The sequence below is a fragment of the Pseudomonas sp. J380 genome (assembly GCF_009827115.1).
Lineage (GTDB): Bacteria > Pseudomonadota > Gammaproteobacteria > Pseudomonadales > Pseudomonadaceae > Aquipseudomonas > Aquipseudomonas paracarnis.
Genome location: NZ_CP043060.1, coordinates 888850 through 906702, shown reverse-complemented (window position 1 = coordinate 906702; position 17853 = coordinate 888850). Strand labels below are relative to the sequence as shown.

The 17853-nt window shown below is 60.1% G+C and carries 21 protein-coding genes and 1 tRNA gene; 9 read left to right on the top strand and 13 right to left on the bottom strand.

What is annotated here, in order from left to right:
- Positions 1–226: 226 nt before the first annotated feature.
- Entirely contained in the window at positions 227–835 is a 609-nt protein-coding gene (locus FXO12_RS04255; protein ID WP_014718583.1) for a LysE family translocator, read from the bottom strand.
- Positions 836–957: 122 nt separating this feature from the next.
- A complete protein-coding gene (locus FXO12_RS04250) occupies positions 958–1407 on the bottom strand; it encodes a helix-turn-helix domain-containing protein (RefSeq protein WP_057975806.1) in 450 nt (149 codons plus the stop codon).
- 96 nt (positions 1408–1503) lie between these two features.
- Here FXO12_RS04250 and FXO12_RS04245 point away from each other — a divergent pair, with 96 nt between their 5' ends.
- Entirely contained in the window at positions 1504–2445 is a 942-nt protein-coding gene (locus FXO12_RS04245) for an aromatic alcohol reductase (protein WP_057975805.1), read from the top strand.
- Positions 2446–2495: 50 nt separating this feature from the next.
- On the opposite strand, the gene FXO12_RS28700 is transcribed toward FXO12_RS04245, so the two are convergent.
- The 4 genes from FXO12_RS28700 to FXO12_RS04230 all read right to left on the bottom strand — a co-directional run bounded on the left by FXO12_RS28700 (position 2496) and on the right by FXO12_RS04230 (position 6519).
- Complete coding sequence (locus FXO12_RS28700) at positions 2496–2663, bottom strand: hypothetical protein (protein ID WP_164919363.1); 168 nt, start codon at positions 2661–2663, stop codon at positions 2496–2498.
- Between the two features lie 218 nt (positions 2664–2881).
- The gene (locus FXO12_RS04240; RefSeq protein ID WP_232458794.1) at positions 2882–3601 is read right to left on the bottom strand and encodes an META and DUF4377 domain-containing protein; all 720 of its coding nucleotides are present in this window, start codon (positions 3599–3601) and stop codon (positions 2882–2884) included.
- A gap of 350 nt (positions 3602–3951) precedes the next feature.
- A tRNA-Cys gene (locus FXO12_RS04235) sits at positions 3952–4025 on the bottom strand.
- Positions 4026–4239: 214 nt separating this feature from the next.
- Positions 4240–6519, bottom strand: a complete 2280-nt coding sequence (locus FXO12_RS04230) for an acylase (RefSeq protein WP_057975803.1) — start codon at positions 6517–6519, stop codon at positions 4240–4242.
- 238 nt (positions 6520–6757) lie between these two features.
- Here FXO12_RS04230 and FXO12_RS04225 point away from each other — a divergent pair, with 238 nt between their 5' ends.
- A complete protein-coding gene (locus tag FXO12_RS04225; RefSeq protein ID WP_034127544.1) occupies positions 6758–7138 on the top strand; it encodes a hypothetical protein in 381 nt (126 codons plus the stop codon).
- Between the two features lie 10 nt (positions 7139–7148).
- Here the strand turns inward: FXO12_RS04225 and FXO12_RS04220 are convergent, their stop codons facing one another.
- A complete protein-coding gene (locus FXO12_RS04220; protein WP_014718591.1) occupies positions 7149–7343 on the bottom strand; it encodes a hypothetical protein in 195 nt (64 codons plus the stop codon).
- A 174-nt stretch (positions 7344–7517) separates the two neighbouring features.
- On the opposite strand from FXO12_RS04220, the gene FXO12_RS28895 reads away from it, so the two are divergent.
- Positions 7518–7649, top strand: a complete 132-nt coding sequence (locus tag FXO12_RS28895) for a hypothetical protein (RefSeq protein WP_254914298.1) — start codon at positions 7518–7520, stop codon at positions 7647–7649.
- 122 nt (positions 7650–7771) lie between these two features.
- On the opposite strand, the gene FXO12_RS04215 is transcribed toward FXO12_RS28895, so the two are convergent.
- From FXO12_RS04215 to FXO12_RS04195, 5 genes are read right to left on the bottom strand one after another with little or no spacing between them, the layout of a single operon-like run.
- Positions 7772–8533 (bottom strand): ABC transporter permease, encoded by a 762-nt coding sequence (locus tag FXO12_RS04215; RefSeq protein WP_054897391.1) that lies wholly within the window; start codon positions 8531–8533, stop codon positions 7772–7774.
- Positions 8530–9729: an ABC transporter substrate-binding protein gene (locus FXO12_RS04210; protein ID WP_034127545.1), complete on the bottom strand. Its 1200-nt coding sequence runs from the start codon at positions 9727–9729 to the stop codon at positions 8530–8532. The genes FXO12_RS04215 and FXO12_RS04210 overlap by 4 nt, the downstream gene beginning before the upstream one ends.
- Positions 9716–10519, bottom strand: a complete 804-nt coding sequence (locus FXO12_RS04205; protein WP_057975802.1) for an ABC transporter ATP-binding protein — start codon at positions 10517–10519, stop codon at positions 9716–9718. The genes FXO12_RS04210 and FXO12_RS04205 overlap by 14 nt, the downstream gene beginning before the upstream one ends.
- Positions 10516–11577: an acyl-CoA dehydrogenase family protein gene (locus tag FXO12_RS04200; protein ID WP_034127547.1), complete on the bottom strand. Its 1062-nt coding sequence runs from the start codon at positions 11575–11577 to the stop codon at positions 10516–10518. Before FXO12_RS04200 ends, FXO12_RS04205 begins: the two co-directional genes overlap by 4 nt.
- A gap of 39 nt (positions 11578–11616) precedes the next feature.
- Positions 11617–12177, bottom strand: coding sequence for a carboxymuconolactone decarboxylase family protein (locus FXO12_RS04195; RefSeq protein ID WP_054897387.1), 561 nt, complete (start codon positions 12175–12177; stop codon positions 11617–11619).
- 103 nt (positions 12178–12280) lie between these two features.
- Between FXO12_RS04195 and FXO12_RS04190 the strand changes: the two genes are divergently transcribed.
- The gene (locus FXO12_RS04190) at positions 12281–13186 is read left to right on the top strand and encodes an AraC family transcriptional regulator (RefSeq protein ID WP_057975801.1); all 906 of its coding nucleotides are present in this window, start codon (positions 12281–12283) and stop codon (positions 13184–13186) included.
- Here FXO12_RS04190 and FXO12_RS04185 read toward each other — a convergent pair.
- Positions 13183–14094, bottom strand: coding sequence for a LysR family transcriptional regulator (locus tag FXO12_RS04185; RefSeq protein ID WP_060773076.1), 912 nt, complete (start codon positions 14092–14094; stop codon positions 13183–13185). The two genes, FXO12_RS04190 and FXO12_RS04185, sit on opposite strands and share 4 nt — an antisense overlap.
- A gap of 116 nt (positions 14095–14210) precedes the next feature.
- On the opposite strand from FXO12_RS04185, the gene FXO12_RS04180 reads away from it, so the two are divergent.
- From FXO12_RS04180 to FXO12_RS04160, 5 genes are all read left to right on the top strand, one after another.
- The gene (locus tag FXO12_RS04180) at positions 14211–15206 is read left to right on the top strand and encodes an aldo/keto reductase (protein ID WP_054919182.1); all 996 of its coding nucleotides are present in this window, start codon (positions 14211–14213) and stop codon (positions 15204–15206) included.
- A 133-nt stretch (positions 15207–15339) separates the two neighbouring features.
- Positions 15340–15798 carry an SRPBCC family protein gene (locus FXO12_RS04175; RefSeq protein ID WP_034127551.1) on the top strand — a complete coding sequence of 153 codons (459 nt, stop codon included), beginning with the start codon at positions 15340–15342 and terminating at the stop codon, positions 15796–15798.
- Between the two features lie 93 nt (positions 15799–15891).
- Positions 15892–16338 (top strand): DUF411 domain-containing protein, encoded by a 447-nt coding sequence (locus FXO12_RS04170; RefSeq protein ID WP_034127552.1) that lies wholly within the window; start codon positions 15892–15894, stop codon positions 16336–16338.
- 3 nt (positions 16339–16341) lie between these two features.
- Entirely contained in the window at positions 16342–16785 is a 444-nt protein-coding gene (locus FXO12_RS04165) for a YqaA family protein (RefSeq protein ID WP_054897382.1), read from the top strand.
- A 45-nt stretch (positions 16786–16830) separates the two neighbouring features.
- Positions 16831–17832, top strand: a complete 1002-nt coding sequence (locus FXO12_RS04160; protein ID WP_057975799.1) for an alpha/beta fold hydrolase — start codon at positions 16831–16833, stop codon at positions 17830–17832.
- Positions 17833–17853 lie beyond the last annotated feature (21 nt).

The following is a 17853-nucleotide window of genomic DNA, read 5'->3' as shown; positions in this document are numbered from 1 at the left end:
CGCATCGTGGTTACCGTCGGCTGCTACGGGTGCTTTGCAAAGTTGTGTAGATACCTATGGTCATCGCAGGCAAGCCAGCTCCCACATTGGATCGCGGCGCATCAGTTATATCTGTGTCGGCTGCCAGGCCGTCGCGGGAGCAAGCTCCCTCGCCACAGATTTAGCGTCGTGCCGAAGTTATATGCTGCGATGACGGCCTGACAGTCAACGCGTTACCTACGCCACCTCAGCCCACAAACAGCATCGGATACAGCGACAACACCAACAGCCCGGCCATGGACCAGTTGAACATCCGCAACCAGCGCGGCTCACGTAGCAAGTTGCGCAAGCCGCTGCCACACCCCACCCACACGCACACACTCGGCAGGTTAACCACCGCAAACACCAAGGCAATCACCAGCACATTGGTGACATAACCCTCGGCCGGCGTGTACGTAGTGATCGCCCCCAGCGCCATGATCCACGCCTTGGGGTTGACCCACTGGAAGGCCGCCGCACCGAGGAAGGTCATCGGCTTGCCATGTTCATCCGGGTTATCAGACATGCCGCCCGCATTGGCAATCTTCCACGCCAGATACAACAAATACGCGGCGCCGACATACCGCAACAGCGTATAGGCCCACGGGAACAGCTTGAACACCTCGCCCAAGCCAAGCCCCACACAAATCACCAACAGCATGAAGCCGATGCTTATCCCCAGTGCATGGGGCATCGAACGGCGAAAGCCGAAATTCACGCCTGAGGCCAGCAACATGGTGTTGTTGGGCCCTGGGGTGATCGAAGAGACAAAAGCGAACAGCACGAAGGCTGATAACAGGCTGGTAGACATGAACATGGCGCGGCATCCAAGCGGTGGTGATGTGCCTGCGACAGTAGTGGGTTATGGCGCGCTGCGCCCCGTACAGCTAGGGGTGGATCGAGGCATACACTTGCAAAGCCTTCATCGAGAAGTAGCGCTTACCGAGGCGCATCGGGAACCGGTGTGGGAACCTGCCATGCCGGTTTTTTGCCCTCCTGACTGTCGAAAATACGCCGAGCCTTGCGAAAGTCCTCCACGTTATCCACCACCCAGGTCCAGATAGGCGACATGCGAATCAAAAGCTCCCTGCCCAGCGGCGTCAGCTCGTACTCGACGCGGGGAGGAATTTCACCGAACTCGCGCCGAACCAACAAACCATCGCGCTCCATGGCACGAAGCGTCTTGGTCAACATGCGCTGAGTCACACCCGTCATCTGTCGTTTTATCTCGGCATGACGCATTGCACCGTACACACCCAGGGCATGCAGGATGCCCAATGCCCAGCGGCTACCAGCGTGAGCAAGGACTTCACGCCTGACGCCATCGTCCTCCTCCCTGAGCGACTGGCAGATAACTTCTGCCTGGCTGAGCGTTTCCTGATCGGTCATTTCTACCCCTGGTATCACACGTGTGCCTTCTTATGAGCGCTGCCGAATCGTGCCAGCATGGGCTCATCTTATCGCCAACAGGTCCGCGGAGAAATCATGCCTGAAATGACCCCACTTCCCCCTCAATCGATCCTCGTTCTAGGTGCCGGCGAACTCGGCCTGCCGGTTTTGCGCAACCTGGCGCGAGAGGCCAAACGCGCGCCCGGTTCCACCATCAGCGTATTACTCAGGGAATCGACCATCAACACTCAAGCGCCCGAGAAAAAGGCAGACATCGATGAGCTGCGCAGCCTGGGCATCCAGATGGTCGCCGCAGATCTGGTGAACGACTCAATCGATCAACTTGCCAAGGTCTTCGCACGCTTCGATACCGTGATCGGCTGCGCGGGCATGGTCGCGGGCCGAGAAACCCCGATGAAGCTGGCAACCGCCGCACTCAAATCCGGCGTGAAGCGCTACTTCCCCTGGCAGTTTGGCGTGGATTTCGAAGTGATTGGCCGGGGCAGCCCCCAGGATCTGTTCGATGCCCAACTGGATGTGCGTGAGTTGCTGCGCGCCCAGGACAACACTGAATGGGTCATCATCTCGACAGGCATGTTCACCAGCTTCCTGTTCGAGCCGGTGTTCGAGGTCGTCGACTTCGACAACAACACAGTGAACGCCCTGGGCAGCCTCGAGAACAGCGTGACGCTCACGACACCGGACGACATCGGTACGCTGACAGCGCAAATCGTGTTCTTCGAACCGCGCATGCGCAATCAGATTGTCTATCTCGCCGGCGACACCGTCACGTATGGGCAGGTTGCGAGCATGCTGGAACGCGTTCTGGATCGCCCGTTCAAACGCAACGTGTGGACGGTTGACCATCTCATGCAGGCGCTGGAAAAAGACCCCACGCACCACATCAAGAAGTACCGTGCTGTATTCGCACAAGGCAAAGGTGTGGCCTGGCCTAAGGCGGCCACGTTCAACGAGCAACAATCGATTCCTGTCACCACTGCTGAGCAGTGGGCTCGGGAAAACCTTGCAGTCCATTGAAAACCGGATGCTGAAGCCAGCCGTAAAGGCTGGCACGGGTGAAGGGACAGTCAGCGGCTCTGAGCTTCACGCTGCTGGCCAGAAACACGTTGTTTTTTTACATGCTTACGCGACTTTAGCTCGTATTGATGGTGAATAAACCAGGCGATCAACAATAACCCAGTGACGCCAAAAACCAAGACCAACAGCTCTAGTGCAGTACCTTCATGTGAAAACATTTTTCGTTCCTCGTCCTGAAGCCGTATGACCTAAAAAACAGCCACACCGAAATTGTTTGTAATAATTCAAACATTTTCAGGGTAGTCGGCAAATCCGCACGTGACAACCCCTGATCGGCCCAGAACCCTTGACCTAGACATGTCACTCGTCGAAAAAACGCATAAATCACAGGCAATAAAAAACCCCGTAGACGCTGATCTACGGGGTTTGTATTCGCTTACTTGCTGCCAGAAGCGTCCTGCTCGACCACCATATCCAACACGTAGACCGTCGAAGGCGCATCCGCTGGCGGATTCTTCCATTCGTACTGCTTGACCCGCAGCACAGTGCGCACGCCGTCATGATGCACAAAGCCTTCGATAGGCTGGTACAGCGGATGCCAGGTGTCTTGGGTCGCCAGTTGCAGGCCCGCGTCGTCATAGCGATGCTCGCGCACTTGCAGGCACTGATAACCTGGGATCAAAGGATGGCTGCACTTGACCGTCTTGGCCGCCACTTCCAGAAACTTGACCTCACCCTCGCTACCGTAGCGGGTCTGCGGGGTGGCCTCGCCTTGCAGCTTGAGCACCGAGCCATCCGCTGTCGTCAGTTGCAGCATCGGCGCCACGTTATCGCCGGTGATCACAGCGCGCAGATCACCCTTGAACAGCCGCCCTACCTGGGCATCAAGGTCCATCAGGCTCTTGTCACAGGCCATCAGCGTAGAGGCCAGTGGCTGAACCTTCAGAACTCCGTCCTGATAGTGAAAGCCGCCGAACTGACGATTGCAGCCACCGCTGATGCTCAGGTTCTTGTCACCGAAGGCAACGCGCAACTTGCGCTCGATGCCTTTGTTCATCGCCACAAGAGGCTTGCCCGACGCATCCGTTGCCGAGACCAGGTTCCAGTCGTAAGCGGATAAGGTCGGCTGGGCTACAGCTGCTGAGGTAATAGGCATTGAAGGTGATTCTTCATGGCTTTTGGAAGGGGCGGCACAGCCTTGGATGAGTGCAGCACACACGGCTACAAGAAGAATTTTTTGTTTCATGGGTCACTCTGTCAGCTTTGATGAGTGCGGAAGTTATCCTGCGCTGGCAGGATAAGCGCGCGGCTAAACCGGCATGAGGAGGTCGCTTGAGGCTTTACTGAGCGTAGACCCAATGCGCGCTTGGCGGACCTCTTCCTTGGCCGATAGCAATCGGACATCATTCGCTTCGATCAGTTTCACGGAATCAGGGCGGTGGCGGTATTGCTGCATTTTAGGCAATAAAAAACCCCGTAGACGCTAATCTACGGGGTTTTCAAGAGTGGAGGCCGAGGTCGGAATCGAACCGGCGTAGGCGGATTTGCAATCCGCTGCATAACCATTTTGCTACTCGGCCTCAAACGATCAATGCCCTGGTTGCTGACATTCACCGCATACAAACTTGAGTGGGCTACGTGAAGCCTGCCTCTACTCTAACTCATTGAATACATTGAAGTTTTTAATGCTTCGTTGCGTTCGATGGGCGCCATTATGTACTCATTTGCCTATGCCTGCAACCCCTTGATTTCAAAAAATATTCTGCCTTGGCATCAAGGGGTTGCGCCTCTGCCCTACTCCTTCACCGTGTTGATTTGGTAGTGCGGGTCGGCCTTGATCTGGGCCTCAGTGAAGGGCAATGGGCGCAGTTTTTTCTCGGAGAAGGCTTGGGTCTGGTCCTTTGAATAGGCGGACGCCGGGTTGCTGGACTCGGAGAATGCCAGGACGCCGACTGCGTTGGGGCCTTTGTCGTCGAAGCTGACGATTTGCAGGTAGCTGGTGCCGCTGACGACTTCGCGTTTGCCGTCGGCGCGGGGCACGGTTTGCATGGCGTTGTAGATACCCAGCTCTTGCGGGCCGCCGTGGATGGGGGTTTGGCCGGAGACTTGGATATCGCCCCAGCGGGTCTGCCCCAGTTTGCTGACCTCAGCGCTGGAGGCCAGCATGGCTGCGCGCAGGGCCTTGGCGACCGGGGCGCGGTCGATGGCGAGGCCGCTAGGGGTGGTCAGGGGATGGGCCGGGTCGAAGGCCACGCGCCAGGCGTCAGGGATTTGCTGCAGGTGCTGCACCAGGTTGATGAAGTGCACCAGGCCGACGCCGCTGTCGAGGTTGGCGCGCTGGTCCCAGTTTTTCAGGCTGGTGCACAGCGGCTGTAGCGTAGCGGCGTCAGCGCCCAGGTGTTTGGCGCAGAACGTCAGCAGGTCGGGCATGACTTGGCCCGCCAGGTACACCTCGTTGTCCATGACCATGTCTTGCAGATCAGTGACGGTGATCGGCTGCTGCTCGAGGGTTTGCAGGCGCTGGAGCGCGAAGCGCGCACGCGGGCCGAGGCCGATGTTGTCCTGGCTGATCACCGGCGAAAAGCCACTTAGCGGCGCCTTGGGGTTGGCCATCCAGGCGGAATCGTTGGAGTGTTGCACGTAGTCGGTGCGTTGCAACTGGGGCAACTGGTCGGCCGGGAAGATACCCGGCTGGGCCGCGCGCGGGTCGATGTCCCACGTGCAGGCGCTGTGGGCGCCGTCGAGCATGATCATTTGCAGGCCGGCCCGTGGGTCGCTGCATTTTGCCAGCTTGGCGGCGCTGACGTTGGGCACTACCGACAGGTTCATGTACAGGCTTTGGCCCTGGTCATCGGCGGCCAGGGTGTTGACCCAGGGGATGCCTTGCAGGGTATGCACTGAGGTTTGCAGCTCCTTGAGGCTACCGGCGCGGTTCATGGCGTACCACTGTTGCAGCACCCGGTCGTTGCCCAGGTTGGCGTCGCGCAGGCTGAAGGCGTAGTGGTTGTCCCAGTCGAGCTTGCCCGGCCATTGCACCACGGGGCCGAACTGCGAACTGTAGACGGTGTGGGTCACGGCCTTGAGGCTGCCGTCGGCTTGCTTGACCTGTACCGTTACGGCGGTTTTCTCCAGGGGGATGGACTTGCCGTCCAGCAGGTAACGGGTGGCGTCCTTGGGGTCGAGGGTCAGGCGGTACAGGGTGAAGTGTTTGGACGTGTCCACGGTGTGGGTCCACGCCACATGCTGGTTGAAACCGATGTTCACCACGGGCAGCCCTGGCAGTGCGGCGCCCATCACATCCAACTGGCCCGGGATGGTCAGGTGCATCTCGTAAAAACGCATGCCGCCCACCCACGGGAAATGCGGGTTGGCCAGCAGCATGCCACGGCCATTGAATGAGCGGTCACGGCCCACGGCAACGGCATTGCTGCCTCGATCCAGCGTGAAGCGTTGCTGGTTGGCAGCGGCCATGGCAAAGGCTTTGGCACCGGGCTGCACACTCGCGGTGGCCTGCGGCGGCGCTGCCCCGACCAAGGCTTCGGCAAATTGGCCGATGCCCCCTTCCACCAATAGCCTACGGGTCAACTTCACCAGGTCTTGCACTACCAAGGGCCGTACCCACGCGGCCTGGCACTGTGCGGGTGCGCCCTTATCCTTGAGATAACGGTTGTAGCCGGCCACGTACCCTTCGATGCGCAGTTGCATTTCGGGCGTCTGGGCTTTCCAGAATGCCGCAACGGCCTCGGGTGTATTCAGCCAGTTGAAGAATACATCGCTGGCAAGGTTGTTGCGCTCTTCCAGGGTCGCCTGGTCCGGCCCGAAAAACCTCGCCCGCTCGCCATTGACCGTGACTATTTCATTGGCCAGCAGGCACAGGTTGTCCTGGGCATAGGCGTAACCCATACCCACCCCCAGGCCCCGCTCATCAGAGGCGCGAATATGCGGCACGCCATAACTGGTACGCCGTATATCCGCCGACGTTTGCGTCACTTGCTCGCGTGCCGATACGGCCAGGCTCATGGCGAGTAACAGCCCTGCCGTGCCAACTCTGGACAACCCCTTGGAAATAATCACGCCGACTCCACAGTCAAATTGAACAGCCTTACGAGGGATGGTTACCCCACCGTAAGAACGCACATCGCCCGGCAAAATTTAACCGCACAAGGTTGCCTATTGACGGCGCAGGGGATGTGACAAACCTGATACCGACAAATTTTCTACATCCATCGTTTCATGATTTGCGTCACTCGTTCGTCTTATTACCCAAGAGCACCATCTTTTTCCTGATCAGGCTCTGAAAAGGAGTTTTTGCATGTATAACCCGCAAGTGCCCACGGATGGACATTCAAAGGCCGCAGATACCCACTATGGCAACGACGCACGGGCGTTCGGTAACGCGCCCGAACAGCAGGGCAACCAGCGCATCCGCCATTTGCTCAAGTGTTTCGGTTTGCGCACCAGCCTGATCCGGCTGAAGGTCATCGACGCCCTCCTCACTGCCGCCGACAATCAGCGCACCCTCGGGGTACGCGGCGTGCACAGCCATTTGCTGGAGCTGGGCATACCGTTGTCGTTTCTCAGCGTGCGCGAGGTACTCAAGCGTCTATGCAGCGAGGGCGTGATCACCCTCAACGCTGACAAGAGCTACAGCCTCCATGAAGAGGCTGCCAAGGTACTCGAAGGTCGTGCCTGACTGACGCCCGTCAGAAGTTAGGCTTGACCTTGCGGCGCATGATGCCGTTGATCACGACGACGACCACGGCAATCGCGATGGCCAGGTACTGGAAGGTTTTTTCACTGATCACGCCTGTGTTCTGCAGATAAGACAGGCCGAACATCGCGCCCAGTACAGCCAGGGCAATCAGAAGCGAGTATTTCAAGCGTTGCTTTTGGGTCATGACGAGTTCCTGAACCTGAAGAATGTATCCACTGTGTATCGCCGTGCATGCCAAGCACATACCCAGTCACGGGGATGGCGCGGTTTCGGCAGGGTCTTATGTTACAGGCGATGAAAAGTTTTGGCTTGCCCTCCGCCTGACAGGCCTTGCGAATACCCCTTGGAGAACTGTGAAATGCTGCGACGATTCATCCTGCTGGTTCCACTGATGATCATGCTGAGCCTGGGCGGTTGTTTCTTCTTCCCGCGCGGCGGGGGCTGGCATGATCACCGCTATGAGGGTGGTGGCGGTTACCAGCGCCGCTGATCTGCATCCGGATAACGCTTCGTGCACAACGCGTGCAGCACGCCTGGGGGCTTCACGCGTTACTGCATCGACATTACCTACTCGTCAGGCGGGTTCGGAGCCTCGACGCCGGTTTCAACCACTTAGCCGCCATGCACCCACCGCCGATGCAACCAACGCGCAAACGCATCCAGCGCGAACCCCAGCACCCCGATCACCACCACCATCGCCATCAACTCCGAATACGCGAGCCGATCACGGGTGTCGAGGATGTAATACCCCAGCCCCGCACTGACCCCGAGCATTTCGCAGGGCACCAGCACGATCCACAGGATGCCGATGGCCAGGCGCACGCCGGTCAGCACATGCCCTACCACGCCAGGAATGACCACCCGGCGCAAGGTTTCCCAACGCGTGGCGCTCAAGCTCTTGCTCAACTGTAACCAGCGCGGGTCGAGCTGACGCACGCCCGCTGCGGTGTTGAGCATGATCGGCCAGACAGCGGCAAAGGCCAGCAGGAAATAGATTGGCTGGTCGCCCACGCCCATCAGCATCACCACGATCGGCATCCAGGACAGCGGCGAAATCATCCGCAGAAACTGGAACGCTGGCGTGGTCGCCGCCTCCAGGTTACGCGAACTACCCACCAGCAGCCCGAGGGGTACGCCTACCAACAACGCGATAAACAGCCCGACGAAAATACGCTTCAGGCTCACGGCGATATGCAGGTACAACTCACCCCGCCCGAGCAATTCCCACAAGCTGCTGGCGGTGGCCGCCAGGGAAAAGCGCGCCGACAGGCCATCGGCCTCGCCGAACACTTTCACGCCCAACCACCACAGCACCAACAAACCCGCCAAGCCACTCAGCCCCAGCCACCAGCCGGGGATTCTGCTGTTGTTCAAACGCCGATCTCCTCGTGCCGCTCATAACCATCCGGCAAACCGAAGGTCTGCATGCCACCCACGGCTTCGATCGCGTTGCGCACGAAGCGGTCGTCCACCAGGTCCTTGGCCACGAAGGCTGGGTCCAGGTCCGTGAGAAACTTTTTGTCGCCTTCGATCAAGGTGTCCTTCAAGCGCCGCACCAGTTCTTCGGTGTAGCTGGGGAACGGGTACGGTTGGAAGTCGATGCGATGCTCGTCCCAGTTGGCGTGCTGGATCGCGCCGTCGGCCACGTAGGAGGCGCGGTCGCTGGCCGCCGGCGCCAGGACTTTGCTCAACACCGGTTCGGCATGGGGCGTGTAACGGTTCGGGCCATCCTTGGACAGCAGCTTCACCGCCTCTTCACGGTTGTTGCGGGTCCACACCTGGGCCTTGACGATGGCGTTCACCACCTTCTGCGACCACTCCGGACGGTTGGCCAGGTCGTGCTCGTGCATGAACACCACGCAGCACGCGTGGTTGCGCCACACGTCACCCGTGAAGCGCTGCACGCGACCGACCTTGAGGTTTTCTGCCAGGGCATTGAACGGTTCGGCGACGATGTAGCCGTCGATGCGTTTGCTGGCCAGGGCCGGAGGCATGTCCGAGGGCGGCAACACGATCAGGTTGACCTCATTGGCAGCAATCGAACTGCCGGTGGCACGGGTGACCGGCGTGAGGCCGTTATCGCGGAACAGTTGCTGCACCACCACGTTATGGATCGAGTACCAGAACGGAATCGCCACCGACTTGCCACCCAGTTGCTTCACGTCGGTAATACCTGGGGATACGGTCAAGCCCGAACCGCCCACATGGTTCCACGCCACGACTTTGGCCGGCACTTTACTGCCGTAGCGCGCCCATACGGTCATTGGCGACAGCAGGTGTATCACGTTGACCTGGCCGGAGATAAACGCCTCGATCACTTGGGCCCAACTGCGCAACAACACTGGGCGCTCGGCCTTGATACCTTCGGCTTCGAACAGGCCATTGTTGTGGGCCACCAGCAGTGGCGTGGCGTCAGTGATAGGTAGATAGCCAATACGCACCGGCGCGTCGGGCTCGTTGGCGGCACGCGCCTGCAGGCTGCTCAGCAGAGGCAAGGCGCCGGCGGCACTGAGCACGGCGGAGAGTTTGAGAAAGTCACGGCGCGAGTGGGCCAGGTCATCCAGACACATAAGTAAACTCCTGTCGTTCAAGGGGGTTGGGTTGAGGGCGGCTCGCCTGCCGTAAGGTTTTCAAAATTTCGATACGCAGCGCGCCGATGGCCTCGACCTGTTCTTCCCGTGGATGCGGCAAATCGATAGCCCACTCGCCCAACGTCCGCGCCGGGCGGTTACCCAGTAGCAGGATGCGGTCCGACAGCAGCAGCGCTTCGTCGATGTCATGGGTGATCAATACCGCCGCCGAGCCCTGCTCACGATTGACCTTGAGCAACAGGTGCTGCATGTCGGCGCGGGTCACTTCGTCCAGGGCGCCGAAGGGTTCGTCGAGCAGCAACACTTGCGGCTGACGCGCCAGGCAGCGAGCCAATGCCGTGCGCTGGGCCATGCCACCGGACAATTGCGCCGGGAACTGCTGGCGCGCAGGTTCCAGCCCTACCGCTGCAATGGCGTGGTCAACACGCCGGCGGCGCTCTTCACCACTCAAGTGCGGTTGGCGGGCGAAATCCAGACCAAAGGCGACGTTCTTTTCCAGGGTCAACCAAGGCAGCAGGCTCGGGTCCTGAAAGGCCACCACCACGCGCGGATGCGGGCCGCTCAATGGCTCGCCCAATACCTGCACACGGCCAGATTGAGGTACCTGCAAGCCAGCCAGCACCCGCAGCAGGCTGGATTTGCCCACGCCGCTGGGGCCCAGGATCGACACCACTTCACCCGGTTGCAAGTGCAAGTCGAAGCCTTGCAACACCGGCCCGCTGCCGTACCCCAGGCAAATGCCCTGGGCCGTCAATACCGCCTGGCTCATAGACTGGCCTGGCGGTGCAGCTCGGTACGCAGTTGCACCAGGCTAGGCGTCACAATCGGCACAAAGGCCGACTCGCGCCAGCGCCGCGCAAAACCGCTGCCGTGGGCGGTGAGGTAGGCCTTTCCGCCACTGGCTTGCAGTTCAAGCTGTACAGCGCTGGCGGCGGTTTCGGCCAAGGCGATACGCAGTTTGAACAGCGGTATGGGCTCGGCGGTAAAGCGCCCGGCCAACAGCCCCTTTTTAAGCTCGCTGACCAGATGATCCAGCGTTGCGCGCAGGGCTTCCAGCTCGTCGCGCAACACGGTACGACTGGCGCCCAAATGGTGGGCTACTTCAGCCAGGGAACGCCGTGCCAAACCAATCGACATACCGCACTGCAAGCCTAGAAACGCCGGGCGTACCGCCGGTAAAAACTTGCGCGCATCCTCGTGCAACAACCACTCGCGACTCAGCTCCACGCCTTCCAGGCCCAGCGCTGCGGTGTTGCTCGATTGCAGCCCGAGCAGCTCCAGGTCACGGGAGCGCTGCAACCCGGCCACCGAATCCGGAATGGCCAGGATAAATGGCGCGCCGCCCCCGGCATGCTCGATGGCCGCCGCAGCGACAAAGCCATTCTTGCGCAAGTTGGTCACCCAGTGCAGGCGACCGTTGAGGATCCAACCGTGGTCGTTGGGCTCGGCGCTGATCTGCAACGTCTCGATACCCGACAGGAACTTCATCGCATTCGACAGCCCGGTGGCGCCGGCCAACTTGCCGCTGAGCAGGTCTGGCATCAGCTGCTCGCGCAAGCGCTGATTGGGGCTCTGCAGCAGGTACTCGATAAACGAGCGCTGGCCCCAGCACACAAACGCCGCAGCCAGGGAATGGCTGGCCACATTGGCGATGGCCTCGACCGCACCCGCCACATCGCCGCCCAGGCCGCCCAGGTGGGTGGGCACGCCGATTCTCAGAATATTGGCTTCTGCCAGCCGTGGCAGCACTTCCTGTGGATCGCAACTGCCCACGTCCAGGGCCTGCGCTTGAACATCGAGCCAACGGCTCAAGATTGGGTCAAGCATTCATGTCTCTCCTTTTACAGCAGGTGGGCCAACGCCGAATCAGTTGGCCGGTTTTTCCCAACGGTATTGCGCCAGCTCCGGGTTCAGCGGGGTGCGGGCAAACACGTTGGCGAAGTTGCACAGGGTTGCCAGGCTGACACCCAGGATGACTTCCAGCGCGTGGCCGTCGGTGTAGCCAGCGGCGCGGAACGCCTCAAAGCCCGCGTCACTCACATCCCCACGGGTGGCGATCACTTCACGGGTAAACGCGGCAAGTGTCTCATAGCGCGCGTCAGGCAACTCACCCCGGCGGCGCAAGGCCTCGATCACCTCCTCGGGCAACTTGGCTTTGTTGCGGGCAACCGCCGTGTGGCCGGCGACGCAGAAATCACAACCGTGGGTAGTAGCAGCAATCAGTTGCACCACTTCACGGTCGGCCAGGCTCAGCTCGGCCTTGGCATTCAAGCCGGAGACGGTGATGTAGGTTTCCAGCGCAGCCGGTGCGTTGGCCAGTACGCCCAGTAGGTTAGGGATAAAACCCGAGCCTTTCAGCGCGTTTTCCAGAAAGGGCTTGGCGGCTTCCGGTGCGGTTTCAGGCGTGAGCAACGGTACACGGGACATGAAGTGGACTCCTGTTGGGTTTGAATGCCCCAGTCTGTTGGTTCTAAAAAAAGCGCTCAATAGGCTAAAGTAGCGATTACTTGCTCTTGAGTCTTTCCATTAGATGAATTCGTCCGATGTACTTGTCGATTGGTTATTAGATAGCCTCGAACTCAACACCAGCCTGTTTCACGTCGGCCGTTATTGTGGTGACTGGCACGCGAGCACCCATGGCCTGGCGCAGGCGAGCTTCCACTTGATTGTGCAAGGCGAATGCTGGCTGCATATCGACGGTGATCCAACGCCCCAACACCTGAACAATGGTGACGCGGTGTTCCTGCTGCGTGACTTTGCCTTCAGGCTTTCCGGCCAAGCCACGGCGGCCGGCGCCCAGCAGTGCCCACGCCGCTCGATGCTGCCTCTCGATAGCACGGCCACGGACGGCGTAGGACTAGTCTGCGGTTTCTTTCACTTCCAATCCGGATTGTCGACGCTGATCGTCGACACCCTGCCCAGTTGGATCATCCTGCGCGCCGGCGACCCGTCGCTGATGGCTGCACGCAACCTGTTCGAATTGATCCTGCAAGAATGCGCACGCACCCCAGCGCCCTCTTCCGCGCTGCTTGAGCGCCTGTGCCACCTGCTGTTTCTGTATGTGCTGCGCCAGCAAGTGCTCGACAACACCGAGCTTGGCGGCCTTGCGGCGCTGGGCCGGGCACCGGCGTTCGCACATTTGCTGGAGCAATTGATCGCCCGCCCCGCCGAGCCCTGGAGCCTGGAAAGCATGGCGGCCTGTACCGGGTTGTCGCGCTCGGCGTTTTTCAAGCGCTTCAGCGAACTGTGTGGGCAGTCGCCCGGGCAAGTGCTGCTGATGATCCGCATGCGCCACGCCTGTGGGTTGCTCAAGGCGGACCAGACGGTGGCCGAGGTTTCGCTGGCGGCCGGGTATCAATCGGTGGCGGCGTTTACCCGAGCCTTCCATAAAGTCACCGGGCAACAGCCTGGTGCCTATCGAAGGGCGCAAGCCTAGCCTTGTAAGCCGGTGCCGGGCCGAGCGCACAACTGCACCAGCCAATCGACGAACACCCTCACCCGCTGCGACAACTGCCGATGAGGCGGGTACAACGCAGTCAGCGCCATCTTCGGCACTGCCACATCAGGGAGCACCTGCACCAGCGCGCCCTCGGCCAGTTGGCGCAGGGCGTGATAACGAGGTGCCTGGATCAGCCCGTAGCCGGCTTCGCACGCAGCGAAGTAACCGGCAGAGCTGTTCACGGCAACCACTTTCGGCAGGTTGATCGGATGCAACTCGCTGCCCAGCAGAAATTCCAGGCCAAATCGTTTACCGCTGGCGCTGGACACGTACTCGACCATTTGGTGTCCAGCCAACTGCTCCAGGCAAGTGGGCGTGCCCATGAGCTCAAGGTACGCGGGGCTGGCCAGAGTCAGTTGTTCCATCATCGCCAAGGGGCGCGCCACCAGCGATTCATCCAGGGCCGGACCACCGCGCAACACGCAATCGACGCCTTCGCGAATCAGATCCACTGGCCGGTCATTGAGGCCGATCTCCAACTCGATCTGTGGGTACAGCGCGGTGAACGTTGGCAAGGCCGGAATCACAATCAAGCTCCCAATGCCTGAAGGCATATCGATGCTCAATGTGCCCCGGGGGTTCTGGCGCCGCGTGGAGAACACCGCCTCGGTTTCCTCAAGATCAGTCAGCAATTGCACGCAACGTTGGTAGTACGCCGCGCCATCCAGGGTCGGGCTGACGTGGCGCGTGGTGCGCTGCAGCAGTTGCACGCCGAGATGGGCCTCTAGTTGCTTGATCAGGATCGTCACGGAGGCGCGTGGCAATTGCAGGCTGTCGGCGGCCTTGGCAAACCCGCCCAATTCAACAATCCGAGTGAACACGCGCATGGCGTTAAAACGATCCAATAAAATGCTCCCGTGGGGAATTGTTTAGATATTACGAACAGTGATAGCACTTTTAGCGGGTTTATCTGCATTTTTTCAAGGGTAACAATGGGCCCCTCATCACAAGGAGCTTCCCTATGCACACTCGACAACTCGGTAAAAACGGCCCGCATGTGTCCGCCATCGGCCTTGGCTGCATGGGCATGACCGATTTCTACACGCCCGGCACCGATACCACCGAAGCCACCGCAACATTGCACCGCGCCCTGGAGTTGGGCGTCAACTTTCTCGATACCGCGGACATGTACGGCCCGCACACCAATGAGCAACTGATCGGCAAGGCTATTGCCGGCAAGCGCGACCAAGTGTTCCTGGCCAGTAAATTCGGGATTGTGCGCGACCCTGCCAACCCCGTAGTGCGCGGGGTGAATGGCCGGCCCGAGTATATCCGCAACGCCATCGACGGCACCTTGCAACGCCTGGGGGTGGATACGCTGGACCTGTACTACCAGCACCGTATCGACCCCGACGTGGCCATCGAAGAAACGGTCGGCGCCATGGCCGACTTGGTGAAACAGGGCAAAGTGCGCTATCTGGGCCTGAGCGAGGCGTCCGCCGCTACTCTGGAACGGGCGCATAAGGTCCATCCCATCAGTGCCCTGCAAAGCGAATATTCGCTGTGGAGCCGCGACCAGCAAGACAACGGCTGCCTCGCCGCCTGCCAGCGCCTGGGCATCGCGTTTGTGCCGTACAGCCCGCTAGGCCGAGGTTTTCTCACCGGCGCCTTGAAGAGCCCGGATGATTTCGGCGCCGATGATTACCGACGCTTCAGCCCGCGCTTTCAGGGTGAGAACTTTGCGAAAAACCTGCTGCTGGTAGAACAGGTCAAGAGCCTGGCGGCAGACAAAGGTGTCACGGCCGGGCAACTGGCGCTGGCCTGGGTATTGGCCCAAGGCGATTACATCATCCCGATTCCGGGCACCAAGCGGCGCACCTATCTGCAAGAGAATGTGGAGGCGCTGTCGATTTCTCTCAGCGCTGACGAACTGGCTGCGCTGGACGCAATCTTCCCTGCCAATGCAACCGCAGGCCTGCGTTACCCCAAGGAAGTGCTGGCCATGCTGGATATCTAGCGTTTGCTGGAAATCCTTGTGGGGGCCGTTCTCAGCGGGATTGATCAACGGTCTGCCGACTCTCGTGCAAAGCATGGGAGTCAGACTATTCTCACAACTCCTAGTGTAAAAACCGCCACACAGGAGGTGTGTCATGCACGCGACTGAGCATTCGGTCCGCTTGGAGCAGATCAGTCAGGAACGCTTCATCCAGGCGCCGATCGAGGCGGTTTATGACTATGTGACCCAGCCCGACCGCTGGCACGAGTGGCACCCCACCTCCCTCAGCGCCGACACCGGCACCACCGGCTCATTACCGGTCGGCACGCGCTTTACCGAAATCATCGACCTGCTGGGCATACGCGTCCCCATGAGTTACCGCGTACAAATCGCCCGCCGCCCCAGCGAGTTCAAGACCGTGTTCACCTCCCTGGCGGTTGACGGTTGCATCCATTACTGCTTGCGCGCTCATCAGGGCGGCACCCTGTTCAAACGGGTGCTGACTTACGAGACTGAACTGCAACTGGCGTCTTTGCATGAGCGCATGGTCGCGTTGTCGTCAATTGCGTTGGACCGGCTCAAGCAGCGGCTGGACAATCCGGGGTTCGTATAATTTAGAAACATTACCACGACGTCACATTGCAAACATGCCGGCAAAAGCAGGGAGAATGCCCGGCTTATTGCCGCGCCTTCAGTGAGACCCACGATGAAAACCCCATTGCGACTGGCCCTGCTCAGTGCCCTGTTTACCACCACGCTGGCCCAGGCCGCCGAACTGATCCCCATCGATGTACACCGCGACGCCAACTGCGGCTGCTGCAAGAAGTGGATCAGCCACTTGGAGAGCAACGGTTTCAAGGTCAACGACCACGTTGAAGCCGACATGAGCGCGGTGAAACAACGCTTGGGCGTGGCGCCACGCCTTGGCTCCTGCCACACCGCGGTGATCGACGGCAAGTTCGTCGAAGGCCACGTACCCGCCGAGCAGGTCCTGGCTCTGCGCAAGCGCAACGACCTGCTGGGCCTTGCCGCACCGGGCATGCCATTGGGCTCGCCAGGCATGGAAGTAGACGGACGCAGCGAGGCGTATCAAATCATTGGCCTGACCCGCGACGGCGAAGACGTGGTGGTAGCGGACTACCCGGCTCACTGACCGGTGTTGATGGGGTACCTGGGGCTGTTCGGCGCGGCATTTGGCGCCGCGACGTTATTGCCCCTGCAGTCGGAAGCTGTGCTGGTCGGCCTGCTGCTCAGCGGGCATTACAACCTTTGGCTGCTGCTGGGCATCGCCACCCTGGGTAATGTGCTGGGCTCGCTGGTCAATTGGCTGCTGGGGCGCTCGGTCGAGCGCTTCAAAGAGCGACGCTGGTTCCCGGTGAGCGCCAATCAGCTGGACAAGGCTCGCAGCCATTACGCACGCTGGGGGCACTGGACGTTGTTGCTCAGTTGGGTGCCAGTCATTGGTGATCCGCTGACGTTGGTGGCTGGGGTGATGCGTGAGCCGTTGTGGCGTTTTCTACTGCTGGTAACCCTGGCGAAAAGCCTGCGCTATGGCGTAATCGCAGCGCTGACGTTGCAGTGGGCGTTAATCCCCCGTTAATCGCGGGCAAAGAGCATCCGGGCATCTGTCTCGGAGCCAAAACCCATGCCTTTTATCCGTACATTATGCGTAGCCGGTTTGTTTTCGGTCAGCGCGGCGCCCGTGTTAGCTGACACCTACGGCCCTGAGTTGCAGGGCTTTGCATACCCCTACCCTTTGAATCATTTTGCCTTCCAATCCCAGGGCAAATCCCTGCAAATGGGCTACATGGACGTCCCCGCCACCGGCACTCCAAACGGCCGCAGCGTGGTGCTGATGCACGGCAAGAATTTTTGCGGCGCTACCTGGGAGGGTTCGATCAAGGCGCTCAGTGACGCCGGTTACCGCGTCATCGCCCCGGACCAGATTGGTTTTTGCACCTCCAGCAAGCCCGACCACTACCAGTACAGCTTCCAGCAACTGGCGACCAACACCCATCAACTGCTGGAAAAGCTCGGCATTCAAAAGGCCACGGTGATCGGCCATTCCACCGGCGGCATGCTCGCCACACGCTATGCGCTGATGTACCCCCAGCAAACCGAACAGTTGGGGCTGGTGAACCCCATTGGCCTGGAAGACTGGAAAGCCCTCGGCGTGCCCTACCAGAGCGTCGACCAGTGGTACCAGCGCGAGCTGAAACTGAGCGCCGACGGTGTACGCAATTACGAGCGAAACACCTATTACGTTGGGCGCTGGAAACCCGAGTACGAGCGCTGGGTAGACATGCTCGCCGGCCTGAACCAAGGCCCGGGGCATCTTCAGGTTGCCTGGAACTCGGCGCTGATTTACGACATGATCTTCACCCAACCGGTGTACTACGAGTTCCAAGACTTGCAGGTGCCCACCCTGCTGCTGATCGGCACCAGCGACACTACCGCCATCGGCAAAGATGTGGCGCCGGCGGCGGTCAAGGCCAAAATTGGTCATTACGAGGTACTGGGCAAGCAGGTGGCCAAGCTGATTCCCCGCGCCACGTTGGTGGAGTTCCCCGGCCTGGGCCATGCGCCCCAGATGGAAGAGCCGGAACAGTTTCATAAAGCCCTGTTGCACGGGTTGAACGCCCTTTAATTGCCACTTTTCGAGGCCCGC